This is a genomic window from Zavarzinia aquatilis (assembly GCF_003173035.1).
Classification (GTDB): domain Bacteria; phylum Pseudomonadota; class Alphaproteobacteria; order Zavarziniales; family Zavarziniaceae; genus Zavarzinia; species Zavarzinia aquatilis.
This window is the reverse complement of record NZ_QGLE01000002.1, coordinates 16,884-34,463: the sequence shown is the minus strand read 5'-3', so window position 1 is coordinate 34,463 and position 17,580 is coordinate 16,884. Positions and strand designations below refer to the sequence as shown.

The 17,580-nt window shown below is 69.0% G+C and carries 18 protein-coding genes; 10 read left to right on the top strand and 8 right to left on the bottom strand.

What is annotated here, in order from left to right; translation table 11 throughout:
• Nucleotides 1-2 precede the first annotated feature (2 nt).
• Nucleotides 3-1,253 carry a sarcosine oxidase subunit beta family protein gene (locus DKG74_RS03575; protein ID WP_109903735.1) on the bottom strand — a complete coding sequence of 417 codons (1,251 nt, stop codon included), beginning with the start codon at nt 1,251-1,253 and terminating at the stop codon, nt 3-5.
• A 134-nt stretch (nt 1,254-1,387) separates the two neighbouring features.
• On the opposite strand from DKG74_RS03575, the gene DKG74_RS03570 reads away from it, so the two are divergent.
• Nucleotides 1,388-2,350, top strand: coding sequence for a GlxA family transcriptional regulator (locus DKG74_RS03570; protein WP_109902740.1), 963 nt, complete (start codon nt 1,388-1,390; stop codon nt 2,348-2,350).
• On the opposite strand, the gene DKG74_RS03565 is transcribed toward DKG74_RS03570, so the two are convergent.
• From DKG74_RS03565 to erpA, 7 genes are all read right to left on the bottom strand, one after another.
• Nucleotides 2,347-3,144, bottom strand: a complete 798-nt coding sequence (locus DKG74_RS03565; protein WP_109902738.1) for a hypothetical protein — start codon at nt 3,142-3,144, stop codon at nt 2,347-2,349. The two genes, DKG74_RS03570 and DKG74_RS03565, sit on opposite strands and share 4 nt — an antisense overlap.
• 4 nt (nt 3,145-3,148) lie before the next feature.
• Nucleotides 3,149-4,504 carry an ATP-binding protein gene (locus DKG74_RS03560; protein ID WP_109902736.1) on the bottom strand — a complete coding sequence of 452 codons (1,356 nt, stop codon included), beginning with the start codon at nt 4,502-4,504 and terminating at the stop codon, nt 3,149-3,151.
• Nucleotides 4,492-5,175, bottom strand: a complete 684-nt coding sequence (locus DKG74_RS03555; protein WP_423841692.1) for a response regulator — start codon at nt 5,173-5,175, stop codon at nt 4,492-4,494. The genes DKG74_RS03560 and DKG74_RS03555 overlap by 13 nt, the downstream gene beginning before the upstream one ends.
• 14 nt (nt 5,176-5,189) lie before the next feature.
• Nucleotides 5,190-5,687, bottom strand: a complete 498-nt coding sequence (locus DKG74_RS03550) for a MarR family winged helix-turn-helix transcriptional regulator (RefSeq protein WP_109902732.1) — start codon at nt 5,685-5,687, stop codon at nt 5,190-5,192.
• A gap of 138 nt (nt 5,688-5,825) precedes the next feature.
• Complete coding sequence (locus DKG74_RS03545) at nt 5,826-6,278, bottom strand: GFA family protein (protein ID WP_109902730.1); 453 nt, start codon at nt 6,276-6,278, stop codon at nt 5,826-5,828.
• A gap of 1 nt (nt 6,279) precedes the next feature.
• Complete coding sequence (xth, locus tag DKG74_RS03540; protein ID WP_109902728.1) at nt 6,280-7,047, bottom strand: exodeoxyribonuclease III; 768 nt, start codon at nt 7,045-7,047, stop codon at nt 6,280-6,282.
• 6 nt (nt 7,048-7,053) lie between these two features.
• Nucleotides 7,054-7,443, bottom strand: coding sequence for an iron-sulfur cluster insertion protein ErpA (gene erpA, locus DKG74_RS03535; protein WP_109902725.1), 390 nt, complete (start codon nt 7,441-7,443; stop codon nt 7,054-7,056).
• A gap of 129 nt (nt 7,444-7,572) precedes the next feature.
• Between erpA and DKG74_RS03530 the strand changes: the two genes are divergently transcribed.
• The 9 genes from DKG74_RS03530 (at nt 7,573) to DKG74_RS03490 (ending at nt 17,527) form a co-directional block, all read left to right on the top strand.
• Nucleotides 7,573-8,757, top strand: a complete 1,185-nt coding sequence (locus DKG74_RS03530; RefSeq protein ID WP_109902723.1) for a deoxyguanosinetriphosphate triphosphohydrolase — start codon at nt 7,573-7,575, stop codon at nt 8,755-8,757.
• Nucleotides 8,754-10,514 (top strand): arginine--tRNA ligase, encoded by a 1,761-nt coding sequence (gene argS / locus DKG74_RS03525; protein WP_109902721.1) that lies wholly within the window; start codon nt 8,754-8,756, stop codon nt 10,512-10,514. Before DKG74_RS03530 ends, argS begins: the two co-directional genes overlap by 4 nt.
• Nucleotides 10,514-11,473 (top strand): SPOR domain-containing protein, encoded by a 960-nt coding sequence (locus DKG74_RS03520; protein ID WP_109902719.1) that lies wholly within the window; start codon nt 10,514-10,516, stop codon nt 11,471-11,473. The genes argS and DKG74_RS03520 overlap by 1 nt, the downstream gene beginning before the upstream one ends.
• Nucleotides 11,460-12,491 (top strand): beta-N-acetylhexosaminidase, encoded by a 1,032-nt coding sequence (nagZ, locus tag DKG74_RS03515; protein WP_109902717.1) that lies wholly within the window; start codon nt 11,460-11,462, stop codon nt 12,489-12,491. The genes DKG74_RS03520 and nagZ overlap by 14 nt, the downstream gene beginning before the upstream one ends.
• A complete protein-coding gene (locus DKG74_RS03510) occupies nt 12,488-13,180 on the top strand; it encodes a site-2 protease family protein (protein ID WP_207779226.1) in 693 nt (230 codons plus the stop codon). Before nagZ ends, DKG74_RS03510 begins: the two co-directional genes overlap by 4 nt.
• A 9-nt stretch (nt 13,181-13,189) precedes the next feature.
• Nucleotides 13,190-13,987, top strand: coding sequence for a segregation and condensation protein A (locus DKG74_RS03505; RefSeq protein WP_109902713.1), 798 nt, complete (start codon nt 13,190-13,192; stop codon nt 13,985-13,987).
• Nucleotides 13,984-14,700: an SMC-Scp complex subunit ScpB gene (scpB, locus tag DKG74_RS03500; RefSeq protein ID WP_109902711.1), complete on the top strand. Its 717-nt coding sequence runs from the start codon at nt 13,984-13,986 to the stop codon at nt 14,698-14,700. Before DKG74_RS03505 ends, scpB begins: the two co-directional genes overlap by 4 nt.
• Before the next feature lie 88 nt (nt 14,701-14,788).
• Complete coding sequence (locus DKG74_RS03495) at nt 14,789-16,480, top strand: ABC transporter permease (protein WP_243404012.1); 1,692 nt, start codon at nt 14,789-14,791, stop codon at nt 16,478-16,480.
• Between the two features lie 18 nt (nt 16,481-16,498).
• On the top strand, nt 16,499-17,527 hold the full coding sequence (locus DKG74_RS03490; RefSeq protein ID WP_109902709.1) for an ABC transporter ATP-binding protein: 1,029 nt from the start codon (nt 16,499-16,501) through the stop codon (nt 17,525-17,527).
• Nucleotides 17,528-17,580 lie beyond the last annotated feature (53 nt).

Sequence of the window (17,580 nt, the reverse complement as noted above, 5' to 3'; positions counted from 1 at the left end):
TCTCAATGCAGGTTGGGCTGGTTGCCCACGCCCTTCTCGTCGATCAGCAGGCCGCGGCGGAAGCGGTCGAGGCGCATCGCCGCCGCCGTCGCCTGCGGGCTGTCGGTCGCCAGCAGATGGGCGAAGCACAGGCCGGAACCGGGCGTCGCCTTGAAACCGCCGTAGCACCAGCCGCCGTTGAAATAGAGCCCGTCGACATCGGTCCGGTCGATGATGGGCGAGCCGTCCATCGACATGTCCATGATGCCGCCCCAGATGCGCAGGAGGCGGGCGCGGCCGATCATCGGCATCAGCGCCATGCCGCCCTCGCAGACGTCCTCGACCACGGGCAGGTTGCCGCGCTGGGCATAGGAATTGTAACCGTCGATATCGCCGCCGAAGACGAGGCCGCCCTTGTCCGACTGGCTGACGTAGAAATGTCCGGCGCCGAAGGTGATGACGCCCGGGATCAGCGGCTTCAGGCCTTCCGAGACGAAAGCCTGAAGGACATGGCTTTCCATTGGCAGGCGCATTCCCGCCATGGCCATCACCCGGCTGGAATTGCCGGCGACGGCGACGCCGACCTTGCCCGCGCCGATGAAGCCCCGTGTCGTCTCAAGGCCGAGGATGCGGCCGCCCTCGATGCGCATCCCCGTCACTTCGCAGTTCTGGATGATGTCGACGCCCAGCCGGTCTGCGCCCCGGGCGTAACCCCAGACGACCGCGTCGTGGCGCGCCGTGCCGGCCCGGCGCTGCACGAGGCCGCCCTTGATCGGAAAGCGCGCATTGTCGAAATCGAGGAACGGCGCCATGGCCCGCACCCCGTCGCGGTCGAGCAGTTCGGCGTCGACCCCGTTCAGGCGCATGGCATTGCCGCGCCGGCGATAGGCGTCGCGCTGGCCGTCGCTGTGGCACAGGTTCAGGATGCCGCGCTGGCTGATCATCGCGTTGTAGTTCAGCTCCTGCTCCAGCCCTTCCCAGAGCTGCATCGAAAGCTCGTAGAACGGCTCGTTGCCGTCGAGCAGGTAGTTGGAGCGGATGATCGTCGTGTTGCGGCCGGCGTTGCCGCTGCCGATCCAGCCCTTTTCGAGGACGGCGATCCGCGCCTTGCCATAGGTCTTCGCCAGATAATAGGCGGTGGCGAGGCCATGGCCGCCGCCGCCGACGATGACGTAATCATAGGCGGCCTGCGGTACCGGGTCGCGCCAGGCGGGGCCCCAGCCCCTGTGGCCGGTCAGCGCCTCGCGAATGATCCTGAACCCTGAATAGCGCACGGCGGACCGCCTCTTCCGGCTTTGGCGGGGCAGCCGGATGGTCACCCCGATAGCTCTCGACGATAGCGGCGAAACATCGTCGCGCCTTATTCCATAATTGACATTTGTTGTGCTGATCACGACATGATCGTGCCATGTTCAGCCCCGACAAACCGCAGCGGATCGGCTTCTGCCTGATCGACGGCTATGCCCTCATGTCGACCTCGGCGGCGATCGAGCCGTTGCGCGCGGCCAATCTCCTTGCCGGGCGGGCGCTCTACGACCTGCGCTTCGTTTCGCTGTCGGGCACGCAATCGCGCTCGTCGGCCGGGGCTTCGTTCGATTGTGTGCCGCTGGCCGAGGCCGGGCTCGATTTCGATCTCGTCTTCGTCGTCGCGGGTGGCGATCCTTTGGACCTGCGCGAGCCTGCCCTGAGTGGCTGGCTGCGCCGGCTGGACCGGGCGGGGGTGCGGCTGGGCGGGATATCCGGCGGGGCCGCCCTGCTGGCCGAGGCGGGCTTGCTGGAAAGCCGGCGTTTCACCATTCACTGGCAGCATTTCGAGGCACTGCGCGCCCGCTCGCCCGATTATCTGATGGAGCGGCGGCTCTTCGTCATCGACCGCGACCGCTACACCTGCGCGGGCGGTGTCGCGCCGCTCGACATGATGCATTCGATCATCGCCGCCGAACATGGCGCCGATTTCGCCCGCCGGATCAGCGACTGGTTCATTCACACCCGCGTCCGCCTTGCCGACGATCCACAGAAGGCAGGCGTCGCAGAGACTTACGGCCTCAGCCATCCGGCCCTCGTCGCCGCCGTCGACCTGATGACCGATCACATCGCCGATCCCCTGACGCTCGATCAGCTCGCCCAGCTCGCCGGGGTGGGGGCGCGGCAGATCCAGCGCCTGTTCGCGGCGCAGACCGGGCAGCCGATGATGCGGTTCTACCGCAACCTGCGCCTTGAAAAGGCGGCGGAATTGCTGCGCCGGTCGGCCCTGCCGGTAAGCGAGATCGCGCTGGCGACCGGCTTCGTCAATGTCGCCCATTTCACCCGGGCATTCCGCGAACATTACGGCACGGCCCCGGCGGGCTGGCGCCGCGCGGGGCGGGCCTAGTCGAGGTCTTCCAGCTCGAAGCTCTGTACCGGGGGGCCGGGCGGCGCGGCGGGCGGGGTCGGTCCGCCGTTGCCTTCGCCTTCGCCCGAAGGCAGATCGTCGAGTTCGTAACTGGGCACGGCCGGACCCGGCGCCTTGGCGGAAGACGGTGCCGCCGGGGCGGCGACGGGCGGCGGCGGCGCGGCCTCCCCCGCCAGGCGGGCGAGGGCGGCGGCATAGGCTTCGTCGCCCCCGTCCTCCAGATGGACCGCGCGGGCGAGGCGGACGCCGCCGATGCTCAGGGCGAAGGCGAAACTTCCGTCCGCGATCAGGCGGTCGCGGATCGTGCCGTCGGCATCGTCGATCTGGCAGCCCATGCGCTCGAAGCCCAGCGTCTTCGGCCCGTCGGCGGGGCGGCTGGCGCGCCGTGGCGGGATCGACAGGCGGTCGCAGCGCCCCTCGATGGCGGCGCCGGACGACAGATCGAGGCGATAGGCGGCACCGGCCGCCAGCACGGCGGCATTGCCCTTGAAACGGGCGGCGAGGGCGTCGAGGCGATCTTCGGGCAGGGGCATCTCGATGGCGAGTGCCGGGCCACGCAATGCGAGGCCATCCGCGCTGCGCGCCCCGGTCCAGAACTTCAGGCTGGTGCCGTCGGCAAGGCCAAGCGTTGCCGCGCAGGCCCCGCCCGGCACGACCTTGCCCCCGAGGATGGCCGAGGTCGCGCCGCAATCGACCTGCCAGCCCCCCTCGGCCCGCGCCGGGGCAGCCGTCAGCGCGGCGACGGCGAGGGAAAGGGCGAGGGCGCGGCGCATGGCGTCACACCGGCAGGCGGATGCGGGCGCGGAGGCCGCCCATCGGCCCGGTTTCGAGGAAGATGTCGCCGCCATGGCTGCGCGCGACATCGCGGGCGATGGCAAGGCCAAGGCCAACGCCGCCGTCGGTCGGATTGCGCGCGGCGTCGAGGCGAACGAACGGCCGGAAGGCGTCCTCGCGCCGTGTGTCGGGAATGCCGGGGCCGTCGTCGTCGACCACGATCTCGATCCAGCGGTCGCTCACGGCCATCGAAACGCGGACATGGCCGGCATGGCGCTGGGCATTGTCGATCAGATTGGTCAGGCAGCGTTTCACCGCCTGCCGCCTGATGGTCACGGTCAGCGGCTCCAGCGCCGGCATCTCCACCGGGGTCGGGCGATGGCCGGCGTTGGCGGCGCCGACCGCCTCGCCGATCAGCGCGGCGACATCGACCTCCGCCGGCTGCTCGCCCTCCTGGCCGCGGGCGAAGGCGAGGAATTCCTCGATCATCCGCTCGAGGTCTTCGACATCGCGGGTCAATTCCGCCTCGTCCTCGCCCCCGCCCATCATGGCGAGGCGCAGCTTCATCCGGGTCAGGGGGGTGCGCAGGTCATGGCTGATACCGGCCAGCATTTCCGTGCGCTGGCGCAGGTGGCGCTCGATCCGCTGGCGCATGGCGATGAAGGCGGCGGCGGCGCGCCGCACCTCCCGCGCGCCGGAGGGTTTGAATTCGCCGATGGGCTGGCCCTTGCCGAAGGCTTCCGCCGCCTCGGTCAGGCGGACGATGGGGCGGATCTGGTTGCGCAGGAACAGGATGGCGACGGTCAGCAGCAGCACCGAAAGCCCGACCATCCAGAAGAACAGCAACTCGTTGGTCGAGGTCGTGATGCGTTTCAAGGGCAGCGAGACCCGCAACACCCCCTCGCCGAGATCGAAGGCGAGGTGGATATTGTCGGCGTCGGAGGCGGCGTCGATGGTCATCGGCAGGCCAACGACCCGGGTCAGCTCGGTCCTCAGCACGCGCTCGAGGATCGGGTAACGGACCTCGACCGGTTCGGGCAGGGCCGCCCCCGGGGCATAGGATGCGTCGAGTTGCATCGACTGGCGGGCGCGGACGAACATGCGCGTGTTGTCGGCGCCGGGCGCAATGTCGAGTTCGGCGATGACATAGGAAATATCGCCCGCGACCGCGTTGCAGAAACGCCGGGTCACCAGTTCCCAATGCCGGTCGATGAAGATGAACGACAGGATCGACTGGGACAGAAGGACAGGCGCGACGATGATGATGAGGGCGCGGGCGAACAGATTCTTGGGCAGGATCTGGCGGATGAAGCGCCCGGCGCGGTCGATGGCGTCCGGCTGCCGGATCAGTTCAGCCACAGCACGTAACCCTTGCCGCGCACGGTCTGCAGGTGGTTGGGCGCCTTGGGATCGTCCTCGATCTTGCGGCGCAGGCGGGTCACCTGCACGTCGATGGTGCGTTCCTGGGTCTGGCCGGTGGCGATCGCCAGTTCCTCGCGGCTGATCGGCTGGCCCGGTTTCTCGGCGAGCAGGCGGATCAGTTTCAATTCGCCCGAGGTCAGGCGCACCGTCTCGCTGCCCCGCTGCAATTGCCCGCGGTTGAGGTCGAGGCGCCAGGCCCCGAGGTTGATCACCTCGGATGTGCCGGGAGTGGGCGGCGGCGGCGCGTGGCGGCGCAGGATCGCCTGGATGCGCAGCACCAATTCGCGCGGCTCGAAGGGTTTCGGCAGGTAGTCGTCGGCCCCGGCTTCCAGCCCGGCGATGCGGTCGTCCGGCTGGCCGCGCGCGGTCAGCAGCAGGACGGGCAGGTCCGCCTCCTCGCGCAGGCGGCGGGTCAGGGAAATCCCGTCCTCGCCCGGCATCATGACGTCGAGGATGACGAGATCGAAGGCGATGGCCTCGACCTGGCGGCTCGCCTCCTCGGCATCGCCCGCGGTCGAGACCCGGAACCCCTGATCGCCCAGATATTTGGCGAGGAGGGCGCGCAGCCGGGCGTCGTCGTCGACGACGAGGAGATGGGCGGGGGCAATCTCGCTCAACGGGCTCAGTCCCTGTCGACCGAAGCGAGGATGGTCTCGCGGCTGCCTTCGTCGATCAGGCCGATCAGCACCTTGCGAAAACCGGCGACGGCCTCGGCTCCGGCCTCGCGATAGGCCTTGGTCACCCGGGCACGCTGCAGGCCGGACAATTGCCGCTCCAGCTCGGTGCCCTTGTCGGTCAGGGACAGCAGGCGCTGGCGCCGGTCGCGCGTGCCCTGCGCCTGGACGACAAGGCCTTCCTCGATCAATTGCGACAGCACGCGCGACAGGCTCTGCTTGGTGATGCCCAGGATGCCCAGCAATTCGTTGACCGTCATGCCCGGGCGGCGGCCGACGAAATGGACCACCCGGTGATGGGCCCGGCCCATGCCATGGCGCGACAGCACGGCATCGGCATCCGAGGTGAAATCGCGATAGGCGAAGAACAGCAGCTCGATCCCCTGCCGGATTTCCTCGTCGCGCAGGAACAGGGGATTGGGACGCGCTTGCTGCTGGCTGTTCATGGGAGTCGCGATCTTCGCCAAAGGATGGTCAGCATCCTGCCCTCTCGACGGGAATGCGCAAGATGCTTCCATATATATGTCAGTAATTCTGACATAAAACGCGACAAAAATGTGCCGGCTGTTCCGACCGGCGGTCCCTTACGCGCCTTCGGGCACCGAATCGACGCCCCATTCGGCGTAATGGGGGATGTTGTCTTCGCCGAGCACGATCCAGGGCAGCTGTTTCGAGACCCAGGTGTGATATTCGGGCGAGATTCGCGACGGATCGTCGAGGGTCGCGCAGGTGAAGTCGATCTCCTCCGCCAGTTCGACGAAGCGGAAGGTGAGCTGGCTGCCGCAGCGGGCGCAGAACTGCCGGCGCGAGCGGGGCGACCAGGCATATTCGGTTACTCGCCCCTCCAGCGCGAAGGCGGCGCGGGGCACCGTCGCCCAGGTGACGAAACCGGCGCCCGCGGCCTTGCGGCACAGGGTGCAATGGCAATGGCTGACCGAATTCGGCGCCGCCGTGATCCGGTAGCGCACCGCCCCGCACAGGCAGGAGCCGGTCAGCGGGTCGGCAGCGGTCACCGGCCGGGCAGGGGCGTCGCTCATGTCAGATATCCAGTTCGCACCAGACCGGCGTGTGGTCCGACGGCTTTTCCTTCTCGCGCGGGGCGCGGTCGACCCCGGCGTCGACCAGAAGGTCCGCCGCCTGCGGCGACAGCAGCAGGTGGTCGATGCGCAATCCGTTGTTCCGCTCGAGTGCCCGGCCCTGATAATCCCAATAGGTATAGCGCCGGGGCCCGGGGTCGATCGCCATCAGGGCATCGGTCAGGCCAAGGTTCAGCAGCCGGCGGAAGGCCGAGCGGCTTTCCGGCTGGCACAGGGCATCGTCGCGGAAGGCGGCGGGGTCGTAGCAATCGCCGTCGGTCGGGCAGACGTTGTAGTCCCCCGCCAGCACCAGGGGTTCTTCCAGCGCGAGAAGGCCGGCGGCCTGGTCGCGCAGCCGCGCCATCCAGCGCAGCTTGTAGGGGAATTTCTCGGTGTCGATGGGATTGCCGTTGGGCAGATAGATCGAGGCAACGCGCAGGCGCCCGCCGATCAGCGCCTGCAGATAACGCGCCTGCTCGTCCTCCGCCTCGCCGGGGAGGCGCTCTTCCTCGACCTCGATGCTTTCCTTCGCGAGGATGGCGACGCCGTTATAGGTCTTCTGCCCGACGTAGCGGACGTTGTAGCCCGCGTCCTCGACCTCCTCGGTCGGCATCTCGATGGTCTTCAACTCCTGCAGGCAGACGACATCCGGCCCGGCCGCGCGCAGCCAGTCGACCAGATTGGCCATCCTCGCCTTGACCGAGTTGACGTTGAAACTGGCGATCCGCATCGGCCGTCAGACGGCGAAGGAGGAGCCGCAGCCGCAGGACGAGGTGGCGTTGGGGTTCTTCACCTGGAAGGACGCGCTCATCATGTCCTCGACGAAGTCGATGACCGAGCCGGCCAGCAGGTCGAGGGAGACGCCGTCGATGCGCACGCTTGCGCCGTTCTTCTCGATCACGAGGTCGTCATCCTGCGCCTCGCGGTCGAAATCGAAATTATACTGGAAGCCCGAGCAGCCGCCGCCGGTCACCGCGATGCGCAGGAACAGGCCGGGCTGATTCTCTTCCCGCAGCAGGAAGGCGATGCGGGCGGCCGCGCTGTCGGTCAGGCCGACGCTGCGCTCCGCGACGGGCGGGGCAGGGGGGGCGGCACCGGCGCCGCCGGCGGCATGGGTCGCGGACATGGCTAAACTCCTGACCGGAAGAGGACGATCTTGTCCTCAAACATAGGAGCATGGCCGGACAAGTCAATTTGCCCCAGGCGCGCTGCAGCCTTTCTTGAAGCGCAACCGGCGGCCCTGTAGGTTGCGGCCATGACCGACGCCCGCGCCCCCTATGCGAGCGACCCGCGCCGCAGTCGCGGCCGCCGCACCCCGGAACCCGACAGCCCGACCCGCAGCGCCTTCCAGCGCGACCGGGACCGGATCATCCATTCGGGCGCCTTCCGCCGGCTGCAATACAAGACCCAGGTCTTTGTCTATCAGGAGGGCGATCATTACCGCACCCGCCTGACCCACAGCCTCGAGGTGGCGCAGATCGCCCGCTCCATCTGCCGGGTGCTGCGGCTCGACGAGGATCTGGGGGAGGCGCTGGCTCTCGCCCACGACCTCGGCCATACCTGCTTCGGCCACGCCGGCGAGGATGCGCTCGATGCCTGCATGGCGCCCTTCGGCGGTTTCGATCACAACGCCCAGACCCTGCGCATCCTGACCAAGCTGGAAAAGCGATTCGCGGATTTCGACGGGCTGAACCTGTCGTGGGAGGCGCTGGAAGGCGTCGTGAAGCACAACGGGCCGCTGGTCCATGCCGACGGCCGGCCCCTGAAGGACAGGGCGCTGCCGGTCGCGATCACCGAATATATGGCCGAGCAGGACCTGGAACTTGCGACCCACGCCGGGCCGGAAGCGCAGGTCGCCGCCCTCGCCGACGACATCGCCTACAACAATCACGATCTCGACGATGGCCTGCGCGCCGGCCTGTTCCGCCTCGACGATATTCGCGACCTGCCCCTGGTGGGCGAGCTTTTGCGCGGGGTCGAGGCGAAATATCCCGGCATCGGCCGCGAACGGACGGCGCATGAAACGGTGCGCGCCCTGATCGGCCGCATGATCGACGACGTGCTGACCGAGACAAGGGCGCGCCTCGCGGCGCTGAATCCGGCCTCGGTCGAGGCGATCCGGCATCATCACCGCCCCGTTGTCGCCTTCTCGGAAAAGATGGCCGAACAGGATCGGGCATTGAAGGCTTTCCTCTGGAGCCGTATGTATCGCCACGACCGGGTGAACCGCATGACCTCCAAGGCCAGGCGCTGCGTCCGGGACCTGTTCGGGCTGCTGCTCGCCGAACCCCAGTGCCTGCCCGGCGACTGGGCGCGGCGGGCCGAGGGGCCGGGCACGCCCCGCACCGCCCGACTGGTGGCCGACTTTATCGCCGGCATGACCGATCGCTTCGCGATCGAGGAACATGCGCGGCTCTTCGATATCAGCGTAATGACATGACCCATTTCTTCGACCAGCTCGCCGACGACCTCAAGGGCCGGCTTTCCGCCCTTTCCGCCGCCGGCGCCATTCCCGCCCTGCCCGAGAGCCTGGGAGGCGTGGTGATCGAGCCCACGCGCGACCCTGCCCATGGCGATGTCGCGACCAATGCCGCGCTCGCCCTGTCGAAGGCCCTCGGGTTGAAGCCGCAGGCGCTGGGCCAGCAGATCGCCGAGGCGATGCGCGGCCATCCCGCCGTGGTCGAGGCCAGCGTGGCCGGCCCCGGCTTCGTCAACCTGCGCCTGTCGGACGGTTTCTGGCGCGACCAGCTCGCCGCCATCCTCGCCGCCGGGGCCGGTTTCGGCGCCTCGGACAAGGGGCAGGGCCTGCCGGTCAATGTCGAATATGTCTCGGCCAATCCGACCGGGCCGCTCCATGTCGGCCATTGCCGGGGCGCGGTGTTCGGCGACGCGCTCGCCGCCCTCCTCGAAAAGGTCGGCTATGCGGTCACCCGCGAATATTACATCAACGATGCCGGCGGCCAGGTCGACACGCTGGCCCGCTCCGCCCATCTTCGCTACCGCGAGGCCCATGGCGAGGCTATCGGCGAGATTCCGGAAGGTCTCTACCCCGGCGACTACCTCGTGCCGGTGGGCCAGGGGCTGAAGGAAAAATACGGCGACCGCTTCCTGCACCAGCCCGAGGACATCTGGCTGAAGCCGGTGAAGGACTTCGCCATCGCCGCCATGATGGCGATGGTGCGCGAGGATCTCGAAGCCCTGAACATCCATCAGGACGTCTTCTTCTCGGAATACGGCCTGCACACTTCGGGCCGGATCGACGAGGCGCTGCAGGTGCTGGTCGACAAGGGCCTGATCTATGAAGGCGTGCTCGAAGCGCCCAAGGGCAAGCAGCCCGACGATTGGGAGCCGCGGCCGCAGACCCTGTTCAAGGCCAGCGAATTCGGCGACGACACCGACCGCGCGCTCAAGAAATCGAACGGCGCCTGGACCTATTTCGCCGCCGACATCGCCTATCACCTCGACAAGTACCGCCGCGGCTTCACCCGCCAGATCGACGTCTGGGGCGCCGACCATGGCGGCTACATCAAGCGGATGCGCGCCGCGGTCAAGGCGATCTCGGGCGGGCAGGCCGATCTCGACGTCAAGATCTGCCAGCTCGTCAAACTGACCCGGGGCGGCGAGCCGGTGAAGATGTCCAAGCGTTCGGGCAGCTTCGTGACCTTGCGCGATGTCGTCGACGAGGTGGGCAAGGATGTCGTCCGCTTCATGATGCTGACGCGGAAGAACGACGCGCCCATCGACTTCGATTTCGACAAGGTGACCGAACAGTCCAAGGACAATCCGGTCTTCTACGTCCAGTATGCCCATGCCCGCGCCCGCTCGGTGCTGCGCAACGCCGTCGTCGAAATTCCCGGTCTCGACACCGGCCGGGCCGCGCTGGCCGCCGCCCCGCTGGATCGGCTGGCCACCGCCGACGAACTCGCCCTGGTCAAGCTGATGGCGGCTTTCCCCCGCCAGCTCGAGGCCGCGGCCGAGGCGCATGAGCCGCACCGCGTCGCCTTCGCGCTCTACGATCTCGCGGCCGGCTTCCACGGTCTGTGGAACAAGGGCCGGGACGAGCCGGCGCTGCGCTTCATCCACAAGGACGATCCGGCCCTGACGATGGCCCGGCTCGCCCTGCTTCAGGCCGTCTGCGACGTGATCGCCTCCGGCCTTGGTATTCTCGGCGTGACCCCGGTCGAGGAGATGCGTTGATGCCCGGCAATCAGCCTCAAGATCCCTATTCGCCCGACCCCTACGGTCAGGGCCCCTATCGCCCCGCCCCCTCGGCGGAGCGGCTGGTGCCGCCCTCGACCTCGGACGACGGCGGCGGGCTGAAGATCGGCCGGCTGGTGCTGATGGGCCTTGCGGGTGGCGCGCTGCTCTATCTCGTGCTTTCGCTCTTCACCGGGGGCGACGGGCCGGCGCCGACCGATGCCGCCAGCGTGCCCCTGGTGCGCGCCGACGCCGAGCCGGCCAAGGTGCCGCCCGACGAGCCGGGTGGCCTCGAAGTGCCGGATCAGGACAAGCTGATCTTCAACCGTATCGGCGAGGGCACCGGCGAGCCGACCCTGCCCGAACAGCTGCTGCCGCCGCCGGACGAGCCCATGGCCCGGCCGGCCCCGCCGCCGCCCCCGCCGCCGCCCGACACGACCGCCGCCGCGCCGCCGGCCCCGGTTCCGACCCCGTCCGCGCCGGCCGCGAGCCCAGCGCCGGCTGCCCCCGCACCTGTCGCGCAGGCACCGGTCGCCCCGGCCAAGCCGGCGACGCCACCGGCAGCCGCGCCCGCGCCCGTCACGCCCGCGCCCGTCGCGACCCCCGCGCCCGCGCCGGAAAAGCCGAAACCGGCGCCCGCGCCGGCCGTCGCCCCGGCGCCCGCCGCGCCCGCGACCCCGGCGGCGCCGCCCGCCGCCACGACCGCGCCGGCTGCCGGCGGTGCCGTGATCCAGTTCGCGGCGCTGAAGGACGAAGCCGCGGCCAAACAGGCCTGGACCCGGATTTCCAAGGCCAACTCCGATCTGCTGGCCGGCCTGAAGCCGATCATCCAGCCGGTGCAGGTGAATGGCGCCACGCTCTACCGCCTGCGCGCCGGCCCCTTCGCCAGCAAGGATGCGGCGGCGGCGGTCTGCGCCAAGCTGAAACAGCGCAATCAGGACTGCAATGTCGTCCGCTGAGGCGCCGCGCGCCATTGTCGTCGGCCTCGCCGGCAAGACCCTGAGCGCGGGCGAACGGGCGCTCTTCGCCAAGGCGCCCCCCCTCGGCGTCATCCTGTTTGCGCGGAATATCGAGACGCCGGAACAGGTCCGTGCCCTGGTCGCCGAAGTGCGCGCCGCCCTTGGCCGGGCGGACGCCCCGGTCTGGATCGACCAGGAAGGCGGGCGCGTCGCCCGGCTGCGGCCGCCCCATTGGCCGGCCTATTACCCGGCGCGGACCATCGGCCTGCTCGACGGTGGTGCGGCGCAGCGCGCGGCCTGGCTGCAGGCGCGGCTGATCGCCGACGATCTCCGGGATCTCGGCATCGACGTCGACTGCCACCCCTGCGTCGACATTTCGGTGCAGGGCGCCCATGACGTGATCGGCGACCGCGCCTTCTCGGCCGATCCCGGTGCCGTCGCCGACCTCGGCCGCGCGGCTTGCGAAGGCTTGCTGGCCGGCGGCGTGCTGCCGGTGATCAAGCATCTGCCGGGCCATGGCCGCGCCCTGGCCGACAGCCATGTCGCCCTGCCGGTGGTCGATGCCCCGCTGGCGCTGCTCGAGGCGACGGATTTCGTGCCCTTCGCCGCCCTGTCGGACATGCCCATCGCCATGACTGCCCATGTCGTCTACACGGCCATCGACGCCGCGTGCCCGCTGACCCAGTCGCCCGACGGTATCGCTGATCTGGTGCGCGGCCGTCTTGGCTTCGATGGCGTCCTTGTCTCCGACGATCTGAACATGCAGGCGCTGACGGGCACGCTGGCCGAGCGGGCGGCGGCGGCCCTCGATGCCGGCTGCGATCTCGCGCTTCATTGCAGCGGCCGGCTGGACGAGATGACCGACCTGCTGCCGGCGATCCCCCTGCTTGATGGCGACGCGCTGGCGCGCTGGAAGATCGCGGCGTCGCGCCGCGGGCCGGCGCTGCCCTTCGACCGGGCGGCGGCGCGGGCGGAACTCGACACGCTCGTCGCGGCGGGCGGGGAGGGAGAGGCATGATGTCTCTGCCCCAATTCCTGCAGCAACTCTCGGTCTGGGCGTTGCCGATCGTCTTCGCCATCACGCTGCACGAGGCGGCGCATGGCTATGTCGCCGACAAGCTGGGCGATCCGACGGCGCGGCTGCTCGGCCGGATATCGCTGAACCCGATCCGCCACATCGACCCGCTGGGCACGGTGCTGCTGCCGCTGCTGCTCCTGATGACGGCGGGTTTCGCCTTCGGCTATGCCAAGCCGGTGCCGGTCAATTTCCGCAACCTGCGGCGGCCCCGGCGGGATTCGGTGCTGGTCGCCGCGGCGGGACCGGGCGCCAATGTCCTGATGGCGCTGGTCGCCGCGCTGCTGCTTCATGCCGTGCCCTATCTGCCTGAACAGGCGGCGATCTGGCTGGGCGCCAATTGCATCAACGCCATCAAGATCAACGTCATCCTCGGCGTCTTCAACATGATCCCGCTGCCGCCGCTCGACGGTGGGCGGGTCGCGGTCGGCTTGCTGCCCCGGGTGCTGGCTTACCCGCTGGCCCGGGTCGAGCCTTACGGCATGTTGATCGTCTTCGGTGCCGTGTTCCTGCTGCCCATGATCGCGGGCCAGTTCGGTCTCGACTTCAATCCGGTATTTCAGGTGCTGGGCCCGGTGATGAATGGCGTCATCGAGCTTTTGCTCTGGCTCACGCGCGCGCCCCTTTCGTAAACTTTGCGCATGAGCGACAAGCCCGGTCCCTCTCTGCCGTTCGAGGAGCAGGTTCCGCCGGTCATCGGCGAGGACGGGGAGAGTCTGACCGTCGACGTCGAGGGTTTCGAGGGCCCGCTCGACCTCCTGCTCGCTCTCGCCAAGGCGCAGAAGGTCGATCTCAAGAAAATCTCGATCCTCAAGCTCGCCGACCAGTATCTGGCCTTCGTGAACGAGGCGCGGAAACTGCGCCTCGAACTCGCGGCGGATTATCTCGTCATGGCGGCCTGGCTCGCCTATCTGAAATCCCGCCTGATGCTGCCCGAGCCCCCGGCCGGGGAGGAGCCTTCGGGCGAGGAACTGGCGGCCCGCATGGCGCTCCAGCTCGAGCGGCTGGAGGCGATCCGCGCCGCCGCGGCCAAGCTGATGTCGCGCCACCAGCTCGGCCGCGATGTCTTCGCCCGGGGCGCGCCCGAGGGCGTCACCGTGGTGCGGAAGTCGAACTGGGCGACCAGCCTCTATGATCTGATCAAGGCCTATGCCGACTGGGCGGCGCGCAAGACCGGCGGCCACATGACCGTGAAGCTGCCGCCCATCTTCACCATGGAGGCGGCGATCCACCGCCTCTCCGCCATGCTGGGCATCGAACTCGACTGGACCCGGCTGGAGCTGTTCATGCCCGACGAATTCACCGATCCGCTCGGCCGCCGGTCCGCCCTCGCCGGGACCTTCGCCGCCAGTCTCGAACTGGTCCGCCAGGGCAAGATCGAGCTGCGCCAGACCGAGGCCTTCGCCCCCATCTTCATCCGCAAGGCCCGCGACGAATGACCGAAGAATCCGAGCTTCCGCCCGAGGATGCGGGCATCGAGACCGAGGCCACGCCGCGCACCCTCGACGAAGCCGACCTGCTGCACTACAGCCGCATGGTCGAGGCGCTGATCTTCGCCGCGGCCGAGCCGCTGGACGAGGCCAGCCTCGCGCAGCGCCTGCCGCCCGGCACCGAGGTTCGCCCCCTGATCGAGCGGGTGCGCGCGGCCTATGAGGGCAGGGGGGTCAACCTGATCGAGGTCGCGGGGCGCTGGACCTTCCGCACGGCGCCCGACCTCGCCTTCCTGCTGCGCCGGGATACCGAGGAGACGCGCCGCCTGTCGCGCGCGGCGATCGAGACCCTGGCCATCGTCGCCTATCACCAGCCGGTGACGCGGGCCGAGATCGAGGCGATCCGCGGCGTCGCGGTCAGCAAGGGCACGCTCGACGTGCTGCTCGAAACCGGCTGGATCAAGCCGGCCGGGCGGCGCAAGACCCCGGGCCGGCCGCTCACCTTCAAGACGACGGATATCTTCCTCGACCATTTCAGCCTCGCCCAGATCGGCGACCTGCCGGGGATCGAGGATCTGAAGGCGGCGGGTCTCGTCGATCCCCGACAGGCCATGCCGGTCATCGGCCGTGACGAGGATCTGGAGCCGCTGGACGAAGACGAGGCCCTTGACGCGCTGGATACGGGCGAAGATGTCGCACCGGCCGGCGGCGGCGAAACTTGACGGCGGGCTTGCGTCCGGCGAAGTTACTGATAATCATTCGCAGTGAGGCGCGCCAGTCCAGGGCGTGCCCCTGGGAGTTTTGGCAAAAGTGGCATTGACCGACTATCGCCTGAATGCCCGGCGCATCGCCGGGCGGCGCCGGGGCCTGAACGGCTGGACGGTGCTGGCGCTGTGCACGGCGGCGATCTTCGCCCTGCCGGTCGCCATGGTCGCGTCGTCCGCCCTTTCGCCCGCGGGGGAAACCTGGCGCCACCTCAGCGAGACGGTGCTCTCGCTCTATATCACCAACAGCATCGTCCTCATGCTGGGGGTCGGTGTCGGCACCGCGGTCATCGGCGCGGGCACGGCCTGGCTCGTCACCATGTGCCGCTTTCCCGGCCAGCGGCTGTTCGAATGGGCCCTGTTCCTGCCCATGGCGGTGCCGGCCTATGTGCTGGCCTATACCTATACGGGACTGTTCGACGTCGCGGGGCCGGTGCAGGGCCTGCTGCGCGACCTGACCGGCTGGTCGGTGCGGGACTACTGGTTCCCCGACATTCGCTCCATGCCCGGCGCCATCGCCATGATGGTGCTGGTGCTCTACCCCTATGTTTATCTCGTCACGCGGGCGGCTTTCCTCGAACAATCGGTCTGCGTGCTCGAAATCGGACGGACGCTGGGCTGTTCGCCCTGGGGTGCCTTCTGGCGCCTCGGCCTGCCGCTGGCCCGGCCGGCGCTGGCGACCGGTGTCGCCCTGTCGCTGATGGAGGCGCTGGGCGATTTCGGCACGGTGCAATATTTCGCCGTCGACACCTTCACCTCCGGCATCTTCCGCACCTGGCTCGGGCTCGGCGATCCGGTGTCCGCCGCCCATCTCGCTGCCCTGCTGCTGGTCGCCATCGCCGCCCTCATGCTGGGCGAGCGTTATGCGCGCGGTGCCGCCCGCTTCCACCATACGACGACCCGCTACCGGCCCCTGCCGCGTCTGGCGCTGAAGCCGGTATCCGCCTTCGCTGCCATGCTCGCCTGCGCCTTGCCGATCCTGCTCGGCTTCGTGCTGCCGGCTGTCGCCCTCGCGGTCTGGGCCTCGGGGGAGGACGGCATGGCCCTCGCACCGTTCCTGACCTATGCCCGCAACACGCTCACCCTCGCGGTGCCGACGGCGGCCCTCGCGGTCGGGCTGGCCGTTCTGCTCGGCTATGGCCGGCGGCTCGGCCTGTCGCGGGCGGGCAAGGTGGCGATCCGCATCGCCGCCATGGGTTACGCCATTCCGGGCGCGGTAATCGCCGTCGGCGTGCTCGTGCCCATCGCCGGTCTCGACAATGCGGTCGATGCCTGGATGCGCGAGCATTTCGGGGTCTCGACCGGCCTGATCCTCACCGGGTCGATTGCCGCGGTCATCTTCGCCTATCTCGTCCGCTTCCTCGCCGTCGCCTTCAACACGGTGGAATCGGGGCTCGAGAAGGTGACGCCCAGCATGGACGCGGCGGCGCGCAGCCTGGGGCGCAGTCCGCTCGATACGCTGCGCCGGGTGCATCTGCCGATGATGCGCGCCAGCCTGACCACGGCGGCGCTGCTCGTCTTTGTCGACGTGATGAAGGAATTGCCGGCGACCCTGATGATGCGGCCGTTCAATTTCGACACGCTGGCGATCAAGGCCTATGAACTGGCCAGCGACGAGCGTCTGTCGGAGGCGGCGCTGCCGTCCCTCGCCATCGTCGCCGTCGGCGTCCTTCCCGTCATCCTGATGAGCCGGGCCATTGCAAAGGCGCGGCCGGGGTCGCAGTCTGCCGGCTCCTGACAAGGTGTAGCGAGTGTCATGGCCGGTCTTGCCTTTTCCAATGTCACCCATCGTTTCGGCCAGCGCATCGCCGTCGACGACCTGAACATCGAGATCGAGGCGGGCGAGGTCGTTTGCCTGCTTGGCCCCTCGGGCTGCGGCAAGACCACCACGCTGCGCCTCGCCGCCGGGCTGGAGACCCTGCAGCAGGGCCGAATCGCCATCGGCGGCCATGTGGTGGCGGACGAGCGCGGCAGCCTTGCCCCCGAGAAGCGGCATGTCGGCCTGATCTTCCAGGACTATGCCCTGTTCCCCCATCTCTCGATCCTCGACAATGTCGCCTTCGGCATCACGAGGCGCGATGCCCTGGCCGAAGCACAGGCCGCGCTCGACAAGGTCGGTCTTGGCGATCGGGGGCGCAGTTTCCCCCACATGCTCTCGGGCGGCGAGCAGCAGCGCGTGGCCTTGGCTCGTGCGATCGCGCCGCGGCCGGCGGTCATGCTGATGGACGAACCCTTCTCAGGCCTCGATGTCCGCCTGCGCGACCGGGTGCGGGACGAGACGCTGGCGCTGCTTGCCTCGACCGGGGCGGCGGTGCTGCTCGTCACCCACGATCCCGAGGAGGCGATGCGCATGGCCAGCCGCATCGCGCTGATGCGGGCAGGGCGGGTGGTGCAGCTCGGCACGCCCGAGGAACTCTACAACCGGCCGGCGGACGCGGGCGCGGCCCGTTTCTTCGCCGAGGCCAACAGTTTCGCCGGGACGGTGGGCGACGACGGGCAGGTGGCGACGCCGCTCGGCCCGGTGCCGGCACCGGCCCTGCGCCCGGGCAGCCGGGCGGAGGTGCTGATTCGTCCCCATGCGCTGCGGCTCGACGATTCGGGCCAGAGCTTGCCCTTGCGCGTTCTGCGCGCGCGCCTGCTCGGCGCCGACAGTCTGGTTGAATTCGACCTCGGGCCGGGGCTTTCGCCGCTGGTCGCGCGACTCTCGCCGCCGCATTTGCCCCCCGCCGGGACAGAAATGCGCATTTCTGTCGATCCCGGACAGTGTTTTGTCTTTGCGGCGTAACGGAAAGCCCCCAAATAAGCAGGACGACGGGCGGCGCACCGTATTTCTGCGCG